General features: G+C 57.9%; 12 protein-coding genes and 1 pseudogene. All 13 read right to left on the reverse strand.

What is annotated here, in order from left to right; translation table 11 throughout:
* A pseudogene (locus tag AS026_RS36360) lies at positions 1–703 on the reverse strand (Glu/Leu/Phe/Val family dehydrogenase); the annotation flags it as partial.
* A gap of 248 nt (positions 704–951) precedes the next feature.
* Entirely contained in the window at positions 952–1,749 is a 798-nt protein-coding gene (proC, locus tag AS026_RS36365) for a pyrroline-5-carboxylate reductase (protein WP_007539292.1), read from the reverse strand.
* Positions 1,750–1,769: 20 nt separating this feature from the next.
* A complete protein-coding gene (locus AS026_RS36370; protein ID WP_028748623.1) occupies positions 1,770–2,549 on the reverse strand; it encodes an ABC transporter ATP-binding protein in 780 nt (259 codons plus the stop codon).
* Between the two features lie 10 nt (positions 2,550–2,559).
* Entirely contained in the window at positions 2,560–3,276 is a 717-nt protein-coding gene (locus AS026_RS36375) for an ABC transporter permease (RefSeq protein ID WP_028748624.1), read from the reverse strand.
* A gap of 2 nt (positions 3,277–3,278) precedes the next feature.
* Positions 3,279–4,001, reverse strand: coding sequence for an ABC transporter permease (locus tag AS026_RS36380; protein WP_028748625.1), 723 nt, complete (start codon positions 3,999–4,001; stop codon positions 3,279–3,281).
* 52 nt (positions 4,002–4,053) lie between these two features.
* On the reverse strand, positions 4,054–4,920 hold the full coding sequence (locus AS026_RS36385) for a transporter substrate-binding domain-containing protein (RefSeq protein WP_028748626.1): 867 nt from the start codon (positions 4,918–4,920) through the stop codon (positions 4,054–4,056).
* A 376-nt stretch (positions 4,921–5,296) separates the two neighbouring features.
* Positions 5,297–5,740, reverse strand: coding sequence for a GNAT family N-acetyltransferase (locus tag AS026_RS36395; RefSeq protein ID WP_028748627.1), 444 nt, complete (start codon positions 5,738–5,740; stop codon positions 5,297–5,299).
* Between the two features lie 300 nt (positions 5,741–6,040).
* Positions 6,041–6,799, reverse strand: a complete 759-nt coding sequence (locus AS026_RS36400; RefSeq protein WP_028748628.1) for a cyclase family protein — start codon at positions 6,797–6,799, stop codon at positions 6,041–6,043.
* The gene (locus tag AS026_RS36405; RefSeq protein ID WP_007539300.1) at positions 6,796–7,968 is read right to left on the reverse strand and encodes an ABC transporter substrate-binding protein; all 1,173 of its coding nucleotides are present in this window, start codon (positions 7,966–7,968) and stop codon (positions 6,796–6,798) included. Before AS026_RS36405 ends, AS026_RS36400 begins: the two co-directional genes overlap by 4 nt.
* 21 nt (positions 7,969–7,989) lie before the next feature.
* Complete coding sequence (locus AS026_RS36410; protein WP_028748629.1) at positions 7,990–8,997, reverse strand: branched-chain amino acid ABC transporter permease; 1,008 nt, start codon at positions 8,995–8,997, stop codon at positions 7,990–7,992.
* Positions 8,997–9,896, reverse strand: coding sequence for a branched-chain amino acid ABC transporter permease (locus tag AS026_RS36415; protein ID WP_007539304.1), 900 nt, complete (start codon positions 9,894–9,896; stop codon positions 8,997–8,999). The genes AS026_RS36410 and AS026_RS36415 overlap by 1 nt, the downstream gene beginning before the upstream one ends.
* Positions 9,893–10,624 carry an ABC transporter ATP-binding protein gene (locus AS026_RS36420; RefSeq protein ID WP_028748630.1) on the reverse strand — a complete coding sequence of 244 codons (732 nt, stop codon included), beginning with the start codon at positions 10,622–10,624 and terminating at the stop codon, positions 9,893–9,895. Before AS026_RS36420 ends, AS026_RS36415 begins: the two co-directional genes overlap by 4 nt.
* Complete coding sequence (locus AS026_RS36425; protein WP_028748631.1) at positions 10,617–11,399, reverse strand: ABC transporter ATP-binding protein; 783 nt, start codon at positions 11,397–11,399, stop codon at positions 10,617–10,619. The genes AS026_RS36420 and AS026_RS36425 overlap by 8 nt, the downstream gene beginning before the upstream one ends.
* Positions 11,400–11,615: the final 216 nt, after the last annotated feature.

The raw sequence follows: 11,615 nt of genomic DNA on the forward strand, positions 1-11,615 counted from the left end.
ATCTTGGCCCCGTCGTTCTCGCTGAGGAACTTCGCAGCATGGAACCCCACATTGCCAAAGCCCTGGACGGCCACCGTCATCTTCGCGAGGTCACGGTTTCCTCCGATGCCATTGCTGTAGGGATCTCGCAGATAACAATGAATGGCATATTGCACACTTCGCCCGGTGGCTTCGGTGCGACCCTCGATACCGCCATGAGACAGCGGTTTTCCGGTGACGCATGCGGCGCGTTGACGATGTCCGATGGCCCGGTCCGTTTGTGCTCGTCCGCCATCCACGCCATTTCCCGCTCACCCGTACCAACATCCGGTGCGGGCACGTTTCGCCCTGCCGAAATAAGGCTGCACTTTGCGAGCTCCTGTGTAAATCTGCGGGTTATGCGCTCGAGTTCGTGGACTTCCCAATCCTTGGGATTGATCTTCAGCGCTCCTTTCGAGCCACCGAAGGGCACGTCCACCAACGAGCATTTGAGGCTCATCAGCGCCGCCAACGTCTCCACCTCTTCTTGGTTCGACGCAAGATCATAGCGGATGCCACCCTTTGCAGGCTCAACGTGCTCGCTGTGGACGGAGCGCCAGCCCGTGAAGGAATACATTCGCCCCCTTAGCCAAACGCCGAAGCGAACCGTATAGGTGGAATTGCAAGCCTTTATGCGCTCTGCAAGTCCCTCTGGAAGCGGCAACTGCGCGAGTGCGCGGTCCATATACGCTTCGACGCTGTCGAGAAACGAGAATTGTTAATCTTCAGACGTCGCAATTTTCACTGCCGTATTCAATTTTCATTCTCCTCGCGGAAGTAAGCTGTTGCAAGTTGAGCGCGGTGCCGCCTGGGCCTCGCCAATCTTGAGCCCTCGCCGCGGGCATAAGCGCTCCGGCGAGGCCGTGGCATGGGGGCAATTTCAACCTGATCTGCCTATGGCCATCTTCTCGGACCCGCGCCAGGCATCCTGATTTACCGAAGCTCGATCGCGCGCTGTTCTGCTGCCCTAACGCATTGATCGAGCAGCGCAGGGAGCCCTTTTGGCCCTTCAAGTACCGAGAGGCCCGCCTCTGTCGTTCCTTTGGGACTGGTTACGGCCCGCTTCAGATCAATCGCGCTGCGTTGATCGCGCTCGAGCATCCGACCAGCGCCCACGACGGTCTGCCGAGCGAGTGCCGCCGCCAGTTCGGCCGGCAAGCCGATCTCCACAGCAGCCGCCTCGAGGTGTTGCGTGAAGGCAAACACATATCCAGGTCCGCTGCCGGCAACGGCCGTGACTTTATCGATGTCGTGTTCGTCAGAGACCCAGTGGAAGCGCCCAACGGCTTCAAAGACGCGTTCGACGCGCTCTAAAACCTCCCCATCTACCAGGTTATCCGCATATCCCACGGTCATCCCCGCCCCTACTGAAGCGGGAAGATTGGGCATCACGCGGATCAGCCTTGCGTGTTGGCCCGCAACCTCTCTCATCGTTGCCAGGCTGACGCCAGCGGCAATGGAAACCATCGGCGCCTCAGCAAGGCTGGCCTGACAAGTCTGCAATGCGTCGCCGATGTAGTTCGGTTTGACGCCGAGGATGATAAGGTCAAAGCGCCGCTTCATTAATTGGGCAAGGTCTGAGAACACCTGCACCCGGCTGCCTGGCGGCAGAAGCGATTTCGCGCGCTGTGCGTCAGGATCGACCGCGACGACATCTTCGTGCCCGTTTTGATCGACGCCGGAGGCGATGGCTGCGCCCATATTGCCGCAGCCGAGGACTAGAACGCTCATGAGGATGTCCTTTGCAGATGTTAGTGGGCGCTTGAGGCGATGAACTGCTTGAAACGTTCGGAGCGCGTATTGCCAAACAATTCGTCCGGGGTGCCGTCGGCTTCGACTTCACCTTTATGGAGGAACAGCACGCGATTGGACACGTTGCGGGCAAAGGCCATCTCATGGGTGACGACGAGCATGGTTCGGCCTTCCTCAGCCAGCCCACGCATCACCTTGAGGACTTCACCCACCAATTCAGGATCAAGGGCGGAGGTAGGCTCGTCAAACAACATGACTTTCGGGTTCATGGCCAAGGCACGGGCAATCGCCGCGCGTTGCTGCTGCCCGCCCGACAAGTGGCTTGGGTAGTAGTTGCGCCGTTCCGCGAGGCCCACTTTCTCCAAGAGCTCCTCAGCCTGAGCAACGCATTCGCTTCGCGGCCTTCGGAGAACGTGAACAGGCGCCTCGATGATGTTTTCAAGAACTGTCATATGGGACCAGAGATTAAAGCTCTGGAAAACCATGCCAAGTTCCGCGCGGATCGCGTCGACCTGGCGACGGTCAGCCGGCTCGCTACTTCCATCCCGTTTGGTCTTCATGAGGATCGTATGGCCACCGACCGTAATCGTCCCGGTGCTTGGGGTCTCAAGCATGTTTATGCAGCGCAGAAACGTGCTCTTCCCCGATCCGCTTGATCCGAGGATCGAGATCACGTCACCTTGATGAGCCTCGAGCGAGATGCCTTTGAGAACCTCGTGCGAACCGAAAGATTTTCGGAGATCCTTTACGATCAATGCTGCATTTCTGTTCTGTGTCATTGGTTTTCCATCAAAGAGCTTGAACTGTCTCAACGCCGGTGGGTCGAGCCCGCAAGTGCGGAGACAGACGCCGCTCGAGCATCCCGAGCGCTTGGACCAAGAGGAAGTTCAAGAGGAGATATATGGCCGCCGCACACAAGAAAATTTCAAAGGTGCGGTATGTCGAGCTGATCATCTTGTTTGCAATTCCGGTGACCTCCCAAACCGTCACCAGACTGGCCAATGAAGTCGACTTCATCATAGAAACAAGTTCGGTTGAGTAAGCCGGTAGACAATGACGAAATGCGATCGGTCCGACTATGCGCCGGAAGAGGAGGAACCCGGACATGCCGTAGGCCTTGCCCGCTTCGACCTCCTTGGGGGGCACCGCGCGCAGTCCCCCGCGGAAAACTTCGGCAGTATAACCCGCCGTACACAATGCCAACGAGATACAAGCGCAGTAGAATGGCTCCCTAAGAATGGGCCATACCACGCTGTGGCGGACGATCGGAAATTGTCCGAGCCCGTAATAGAGCAGGAACATCTGCATCAAAAGCGGTGATCCACGGAATACGAATATATAGGATCGTGCGAAGCCGCGAGCGGCAGCGTTGTTGCTGACACGCAGGTAGGTCAGCAGTAGCGCCAGGAGGCCTCCGGCGGTGACCGAGATCGCGAAAAGGGCGACAGTCACAGGCAGCACCTCGAGAAGGGCCTGCATAACCTGCTCAAGAAAGACGAGATCCATGTTCACGCCTCTTCCGTGCGAGGCGTAAAGGCCTTGTCTGTCGCGCTTTCAGCTTTTTCAACAACTTGGTTCGATACTGCTGTCAACATCAGGTACAGCGCCGCCCCCGCTACATAAAAAAGGAAGTATTCACGCGTCGTGCGGGCAGCAACGTCGGTGGTCCTCATGATTTCCGCCAGGCCGGTGACCGAGACCAGTGCCGAATCCTTAAGGCTCATCTGCCAAACGTTGTTGAGGCCTGGCAGGGAAAAGCGCATGACTTGCGGTATCAGGATCCTGCGTAGCCTCAGCAGGCGCGGCATGCCGATGGCAACGGCTGCTTCGATTTCACCCTTCGAGACGGCGAGGTAGGCGCCCCTGTAGACCTCGGCCTGATACGCAGCACAGATCAGGCCCACGCCAAATGCGCCGGCAACGAACGGCGGGATCCCGACAAAGCCTGCACCGCCGCTCATATGGAATATGCCGCTAAGAAGTGAGGACCCGCCAAAATAGCAGAGATAGATGATCAATAGTTCCGGCACACCGCGAAAGACGACGGTGTAGCACTCGCCCAACAGGCTTGCGGGCAGTGATCGCGAGAGCTTGGCCCAGGCGATCAGCGCGCCAAGGACTGCCCCGATGATCAGCGATGCAAGCGTCACAGCAAGCGTCATGATGGCCGCTTGAAGCAGCAAACCGCCCCAGCCGCCGTTGCCAAATCCAAGCAAGAATAGGTCGCTCATTTACAGTTTCCGTAGATTTGGCCACGCAAGGGCAGCTGAAGCGTGATCCGAGTTACGGGCTCACGTCGCGTTTGAACCACTTCTGAGCCAGCGTCTTGACGGTGCCATCGGCCAATGCCGCTTGAATTGCGCCGTCGAATTTAGCTTTGAGGTCCGCGTCATCTGTGCGGAATGCCAAGGCCTGCCCGCCGCCCCAAATGGGTCCACCAACTTCGGGGCCTGAAAAAGCTAGATCTGCATTGTCAGGCTTCGCCAAGGCGGATCCGAAATAGGTCGCATCATCGAATGCCACGTCAATTCGACCGGCCGTCAAGTCAAGATCGTGCTCAGGGGGCGTCTTGTATTCCCGAATATCGGCCACATCCCCGAATTTCTTGTGAATGTAGTCGGAGTACACCGTTGATATTTGCACGCCGATCGTCTTGCCGGTCAGTGCTTTGCGAAGCCGGGAAATGACCGCCTCTGCGTCGCTGTCTCCCTTGCCCGCATCATCAAGCTTCAGCACGGTTTTCAGATCGGGTAGTTCATTCAGGGAACCCGTTTTGTTTACGACAAATGCCGCGGGCGTGTTGGCGTAGGGTATCGAGAAAGCCACCTGCTTCTTTCTCTCAGGTGTAATGTTTACACCATCCATAATGACGTCGAACTTCCCGGCCTGCAGACCCGTGAACATGCCATCCCAATCATTGGCAATGAGTTTGCAGTTGAGCTTCGTTTTTCCGCAAAGATAATTTGCAAGTTCGGGTTCGAACCCATCAAGCGTTCCATCAGACCGCGTCAGATTCCATGGTTCGTACGCTCCCTCCAGGGCAATCGTCACCGTGCGACCTTCGTCGGCCGCAGCCAGATAAGAATTGAGTAGCGTCATCGCGAGTGCCAGCGTGGTGGCCTTCGCTATTCCGATCGTGCGCTTCATCATCGAACCTCCCTGAGCTCTGCCTGGCCTCCCGCCACGGCATGGCGCAAACCCAAATGGTCTGCGCGATCAAAGCTATTTAGAGATCGGTCGCTTTCGAGAATATCCTCCTCAAGGAGGACAAAGGAGAGGCCTAACCCAGACGCAACCGGCTCGATCCTCTTCGCTATATTTCTGATTTTGAAAGCACCATGCTGCTGCCACGCCATCATCGGACGCAGTGCTGTGCCTGGGACCATTGCAGGGTTGTTCCCTGACAAACGGGTTATATCCAGTAACGCCCGATGAGGCGCCGCGAGGGTACGGCGGCGGAGTTGGCGCACGCATTCCGAAGAGGAATCGCATGGGGGCGGAAGGCCCGACCGACGGAGAACGCCCCTCAGCCGATCGGCAAACGATACCGAACGTTGCCATCCTCTCTGACGTAGCTATCGTATTGCCGGCGCGCATGCGCGTTGTCCCGCCGGGCGTGCCAGTAAAACTCTGAGCATCCCGATTCCTTTGCGGTGCCAAGCAGATCGTCGAGCATTGCTCGCCCCAGGCCTTTGCCGCGGTGGCTCTCGGAAATGAAAAGATCTTCGAGGTAGCACACTGGCCGAACCTGCCAGCTTGAGGTCTGAAACTGAATGAGAGCGAAACCTGCGAGCCCGCCGTCGACTTCCAAAACCCTAATCCGTCTCGGAACCAACGGATTCATTGCCGAATCCCAGGTGTTGGTGGTCGTCTCCTCCTCCAACTGGACCTGATAAAAATCCAAATAACCTGCCCAGAGCATTCGCCAGGCACTGTAGTCGGCGGGGAGAGCATCTCGGATCGACGGCATGAACGTCCTCTTTCGATATAATTGCATTTGCAGACCGACTATTTCATGCGCGATGCAGAACCCAATCCTCCCCGAGTGGGACAAGCTTTGCTGGACACGCGCTGTTCGGTGTCGATGCCCTTCAAAGATCCCGGCGCCGCCAGCGCCAGCGAGTCTGCCGCGCGCCGCCAGAAGGAGTTAAGGCCAACCAGGGGGGTCGCTTACGTGGGCGCAGCCTCATAGACGCCCGGCACGTCGCATCACCAGCTACCGGCCAAAACGCTTGCGCAGCCCGAAGATCGGAGGGCAATTGCCGCCGTTTCAGCGGGGAACAATGGCTATGGCTCGTGCTGGAAATCCAGACCCGCCTTTCGGCTTTGGCCAAGACGCCATAATGAGGGCGCCTGCCTCCGGCACCTGGTCTAAATTTCGCAATAATTCGATCTGCCACGCATTCTGTTGCAGCACAAAAAGCTCGAGGCTGCTGTCAGCTCGGGAGACGGCCAAGCCTGGATCAGTGTCGATTTGCTCGTGGCCGATCGCCGTTATCCTGCGTTCGAGAAGCAGAATTTCCAACACGGATTTGGACCAGCCCGGCGCGTGCGAGCGACCGTCCTGATCCAAGTTCGCAAATTTCTCGGCGTCAGGCCATCTGGTATGCCAATCCGTCCTGAGCGCAACAAAGCAACTCGAAGGAATGCGGCCATGCCGCTCTTCCCATTTAGTCAGATCCTCCAACGTCGGGGTGGCATCAGGATCTCGTCCGACCCTTTCGGAAATATCGATGACGACTAGCGGAAGGAGCATCTCTGAAACCGGAAGCTCATCGATTGTGCGTCCGCCTCTAACGAAATGGACAGGCGGGTCGACATGCGTCCCCCACTGACCGACGAAGCTATAGCGATGGACTTGTGCGATATCGCCTCTGTCGAAATCCATCACGAGCCTTCTCTCTTCATCGGGGAAGCTTGAAAACCTCGGCTGACCCGGACCGAACGCATGGGTCAGGTCTACGAAGTCAGCCGAGGAGATCACCTCCCGATACATATCCCACAAAGGGTGTCGGGAGGGACGGGTCATGGTGCCGGCACGAACGAAGGGGCTTCTTCCGAAGCAAGGTAGAGCTTGCCATTCTTCACGCCGATGACGGTCACGGACTTCTCCGGCACTGGATTGCCGTCCTTGTAGGTGATCGTACCGGTGACACCTTCAAGGCCAGCAGTCGTCTTGATGGCCTCGTGGATTTTTGCCGGGTCGTCACTGCCGGCGCGCTTGATGGCGTCCGCCATCAGCTTCATGGCATCGTAGCCGAGAGCTGCGAAGGTGTTCTCCGGAGCACGCCCGTACGCTTTCTTGTATGCTTCCATGAACGCGGCGACTTTCGGCGAAGCGCCCTCACCAATGAAGCTGTGCGTCGTGAAATAGGTGTTGTTGGCAGCCGGACCACCCATCTCCAAGAGAAGCGGCGTGTCGTAGCCGTCACCGCCGACGACAGGGATATCGACCCCGGCTTGGCGCAGTTGCTTGAGGATAAGGCCGATGTCGTCGCCTCCAGCCGAGATGAAAATGAAATCCGGCTTCTCACCCAGGGCTTTGATTTTCGTCACCTGGGCGGTAAAGTTCTTGTCGCCGGTTTTGTAGGTATCCGTTCCCAGCAGCTTGCCGCCACCGTTCTCATAGGCTTTCGTAAAGTATTCGGCGAGCAGGGTCGTATACTCCATACCCATGTCGGTGATCAGGTACCCCTTCTTGGCATTGAGCTTCTCGAGCGCGAACTCCGCTCCGACCGCCGCCTGGACGTTATCCCCAAAGCAGGCCAGGAAAACCTGCGTGCCGACCTGCAGGGGAAGCTTCGGCGACGTAGCGCCAGGCGTGATCAAAGGAATTTTTGCGGCTTCGATCTGAGGAGCCGCCGCCAACACGCTGTCCGGATCGGCAAAACCGATAAACGCTTTGACTTTATCGCTCTCGATCATCTGGCTCGTGACCGTCGAGATCGTCGCAGTGTCGCTCTTGGTGTCATAGGTAACAAGGTCGATCGGGCGGCCAAGAACACCACCGGCGGCGTTGATCTCCGACACCGCGAGCTTCGCGCCGTTCAACATGGGTCCGTCAAATGAAGCCTCGATCCCCGTGATATTGGCCGGAAATCCGATCTTGATCGCATCGGCGGCGGAGGCTGTGGTCGCGAGCATCATCGCGGCCATCATTCCGAGAGTGAGCGTGGCACGCCTGGAAAGGCTTGGCATAGTGTTACCCCTTTTGCTTGGTTATTGCCGAGCTTTTGAACCGAGAGTGAACTCCCGGTCGCCCATGATCCCCTTCGGCCTGAAGATCATGACAACTATGAAGATGAGTCCGAGGATGATCTGGCTCGCGCCGAAAACGGCCGGGACTTCGAAGGCACCAAGTGTGAAGCCCCTCTCCACGGACCGTAGGACTTCTGTGATCAGCGATATGCAAACGACGCCGATCAGGGCCCCTGAGAGCGACCCCATTCCGCCAAGGACCAACATCGCAACGATGTTCATTGTCATCGCAAAGTAGAACGTCTTCGGCGAAAACGAACCGAGGTAGTGCGCAAAGATCGATCCGCCGACGCCTGCAAAGAATGCACCCACCACAAAGGCGGTCAGACGCGTTCGCAATACGCTTATTCCGACTGCGCTGGCGGCGAGCTGGTCGTCCCGGACCGACTTCATCGCTCGTCCGAAGGGCGAATGAACAAGACGCCATAGGATATAGAAGGTGATGGCGAGCCACCCCACCGCCCACATCAAATTGGCGTCGACGGGCACCCCTGTGAACGTGCGGGCTCCGCGCGTGAAGTCGCTTGCATTGATCAGCACGACATTCACGATAATGAGAAAACCCATCGTGGCGACGGACACAAAGTTACCCGACAGTCGCATGAGCGGAAATCCGACGATAACCGCGAGAGCTGCCGCGATCAGTCCAGCCACAATGGTGGCTGGGAAAAACCCGAGATGCATTTGGGCGATCAAGAAAGGAAGGTTGGGGAGCAGCGCCGACTTCTGCTGAACGGAAAGGGAGAGAATGCCCGAAGCGTAAGCCCCGACCGCAATGAAACCAACGTGACCGAGAGAAAAAACCCCGGTAAAGCCATTGGTCAGCGCAAGCGAAAGCACGAAGATGCCGTTGAGCGCCATAAGAAGGCATATCCGGCTGACATAGTCGCTGGCTATTGCAGGCAGAAGCCATGCTGCCGAGATGGCGAGCGCGATGAGGGCGACGCCGATTGCGTGTGACTTCAACATCAGAGCTTGATCTCGCGATTGGGTTGGAGAAGGCCGCCGGGCCTGAACAGCAGGAAAGCGATGAGCAACGCGAAGACGATCGCGTCCCTGTAGGGCGACACGGACGAAGGCAGGAAAGCGACGATCAGAATTTCCAAGGCACCCAACATGTACCCGCCCACTAGGGCGCCGGCGATCGAGCCGAAACCGCCGATGATCGCTGCCACAAAGGCTTTCAGCAGCGGAGTAAAGCCCATCTGGGGATCGACCGCCCCCGCCTGAGCTGCCCACAAGACCCCGGCCAGCCCGGCATAGGCCGAGGCGAGCAGGAAGGCGATGACAATCAGCTTATTGACGTTGAGGCCCACAAGCTGCGCGGCATCCGCATCCTCAGCGGCGGCACGCATTCCCAGTCCCGCGGTGGTACGCGTGGTGAACCAGCCAAGCAGCACCAGCGAGCCTGCCGAAACCGCGATCGTCAACAGGGTAATGTTCGTGAGGGTGATGCCCCCTGTGAGCTGCCACGACCCATCGAGCCACGTTGGTATCGGAAAGTTGCGCGGCGACGAACTGAAGATGACAATACCCACATTCTCGAGAATGTATGTCACCGCGAGACTTGTCAGCAGACGCGCAACATCCGGCGCTTTGCGGATGGGTCGATAGGCGATGCGTTCAATGAGGATGCCCAGGACTGAGGCGACAGCGACGCCTATGACGATTGCCGGAATGAATGGAACGCCTGCAGCGATGGAGAGAACGGCACCGAAGGCTCCGACCATCATGACGTCCCCATGGGCGAAATTGGTCAGACGCATGATCCCGAATATGATCGAAAGCCCGACTGCGACGAGGGCGTAGAGGCTGCCGAGGCTTACCGCATTCAGGAGCTGTTGAAGCACATAGTCCCAGAAATTCATTGTGATGCTCCCAAGTAGGCCTGAGCGACACGGTCGCCTACCCGAAGATCGGACGCTTCGTCGGTAAGCACGACCTGACCATTTCGAAGCACGTATGCGCGATCCGCCAGGTCCAGAGCCAGAGCCGTGTTCTGTTCGACCAGAAGCATCGTCATGCCGCGCCGCTTTAGCTCTCGAAGGGCTTCGAAAATATGCCGGACAAGGAGCGGTGCGACGCCGAGGGACGGCTCATCGAGAAGCAGAAGCCGTGGTGAGGCCATCAATGCCCGTGCCAAAGCCACTTGTTGCTGTTCTCCGCCCGAGAGGGTTCCTGCAAGTTGCGACATGCGCTGCTTGATGATCGGAAACAGCGTGAACATGTTGTCAAGATCTGCCGCGACTTGATGAGCGTCAGACCTTGTACTGGCTCCCAGGCGCAGATTGTCGGCGACGCTCAAGCCGCCAAAAAGCCGCCTTCCCTCGGGGCTCTGGGAAATGCCCAGCTTGACGATTTTCTCAGGAGTGAGGCCGAGAATACTCGTCCCTTCGAACGTCACGGCGCCGGATGACGGCCTTGTGAGACCGGATACCGTTCTTAAAGTGGTCGTCTTGCCCGCGCCATTGGAGCCCAACAAGGCTACGACCTCCCCATGCCCCACGCTGAGCGTGACCCCCTTTAACGCGCGCACGGCGCCGAATGAGACGGTGAGATTCGAGATTTCCAGCCGAGTGCCCGCATTGCTATTCATGGCCGAGATAGGCCTCCCTCACCCGCGGGTGCGCGCGCACTTCCTGTGGTGTTCCGACGCAGATAACCTCTCCTGCAGCCAGCACCTGGATGCGCTCGCAGAGATTCATGATCAGGTCCATGTCGTGTTCGACCACGACGACCGTCACGCCTCGACTGTCCCGGATACGTCTGATCAAGTCGGCGAGCTGTTTGGTCTCTGCGGAATCAAGGCCCGCGGCGGGCTCGTCGAGCAGAAGGATGTCGGGGGCGGTCGCCAGCGCTCTGGCGATCTCGAGCCGTCGCTGATCGCCGTAAGGAAGTTCGCAAGCGAGCCGGTCGGCGTGGTGTGACAGCCCCACCAAGGAGAGAAGTTCCTCCGCCTGGCCGTTTGCCGCCTCCTGCGTCGCAAAATATCGCCTGGTGAGCAGAACGGCTTCGAAGATGTTCGTCTGGTGCCTCAGATGAGCTGCGGCCCTGACATTTTCCCGCACCGTCAGAGATACGAATAGCCGGGAGCCTTGAAACGTCCGCGCCAGGCCTTTTGCGACCACTGCGGATGGTCGCAAACCGCTGATGCGGTCGTGCCTGAAAAACACCTCTCCCGCGGTGGGTTTCGAAAACCCGGTGATGCAGTTGAACAGCGTGCTCTTTCCCGACCCGTTCGGCCCGATGACGCCGACAATCTCGCCTTTGCGCAAATCGATCTGGTGATCGCGAAGCGCGATCAACCCTCGGAAGCTTTTGGTGAGCCCTCTGGTTCTAAGCAAAATTTCGTCGCTCGACGCGTCGACCATTCCGCAGCCCCTCCTCTAGTTTTTTCGCATAAGGCAAGACTATTTCCAAATAGTCAAGTACCTATCCTATGGTGAATTTACGCGAGCAACATCGGAGCCAATATCACCTAGATACATTCGGTCAGCCCTGCTAAATATCTTCTTTTCAATGGTTTATAATGAATCACTCTGAATTCTGGGCAGGAAAGTCACTTGACATGGCCTCTTCGTGACAAT

This window comes from Rhizobium altiplani, from assembly GCF_001542405.1.
GTDB lineage: Bacteria > Pseudomonadota > Alphaproteobacteria > Rhizobiales > Rhizobiaceae > Rhizobium > Rhizobium altiplani.

Bases quoted from the DNA above. Each gene is read 5' to 3' on its own strand.
- AS026_RS36370 (WP_028748623.1), bottom strand. From the start codon at position 2,549: ATGACACAGAACAGAAATGCAGCATTGATCGTAAAGGATCTCCGAAAA.
- AS026_RS36410 (WP_028748629.1), bottom strand. From the start codon at position 8,997: ATGTTGAAGTCACACGCAATCGGCGTCGCCCTCATCGCGCTCGCCATC.
- proC (WP_007539292.1), bottom strand. From the start codon at position 1,749: ATGAGCGTTCTAGTCCTCGGCTGCGGCAATATGGGCGCAGCCATCGCC.
- AS026_RS36375 (WP_028748624.1), bottom strand. From the start codon at position 3,276: ATGGATCTCGTCTTTCTTGAGCAGGTTATGCAGGCCCTTCTCGAGGTG.
- AS026_RS36385 (WP_028748626.1), bottom strand. From the start codon at position 4,920: ATGATGAAGCGCACGATCGGAATAGCGAAGGCCACCACGCTGGCACTC.
- AS026_RS36380 (WP_028748625.1), bottom strand. From the start codon at position 4,001: ATGAGCGACCTATTCTTGCTTGGATTTGGCAACGGCGGCTGGGGCGGT.
- AS026_RS36405 (WP_007539300.1), bottom strand. From the start codon at position 7,968: ATGCCAAGCCTTTCCAGGCGTGCCACGCTCACTCTCGGAATGATGGCC.
- AS026_RS36415 (WP_007539304.1), bottom strand. From the start codon at position 9,896: ATGAATTTCTGGGACTATGTGCTTCAACAGCTCCTGAATGCGGTAAGC.
- AS026_RS36420 (WP_028748630.1), bottom strand. From the start codon at position 10,624: ATGAATAGCAATGCGGGCACTCGGCTGGAAATCTCGAATCTCACCGTC.
- AS026_RS36400 (WP_028748628.1), bottom strand. From the start codon at position 6,799: ATGACCCGTCCCTCCCGACACCCTTTGTGGGATATGTATCGGGAGGTG.
- AS026_RS36395 (WP_028748627.1), bottom strand. From the start codon at position 5,740: ATGCCGTCGATCCGAGATGCTCTCCCCGCCGACTACAGTGCCTGGCGA.
- AS026_RS36425 (WP_028748631.1), bottom strand. From the start codon at position 11,399: ATGGTCGACGCGTCGAGCGACGAAATTTTGCTTAGAACCAGAGGGCTC.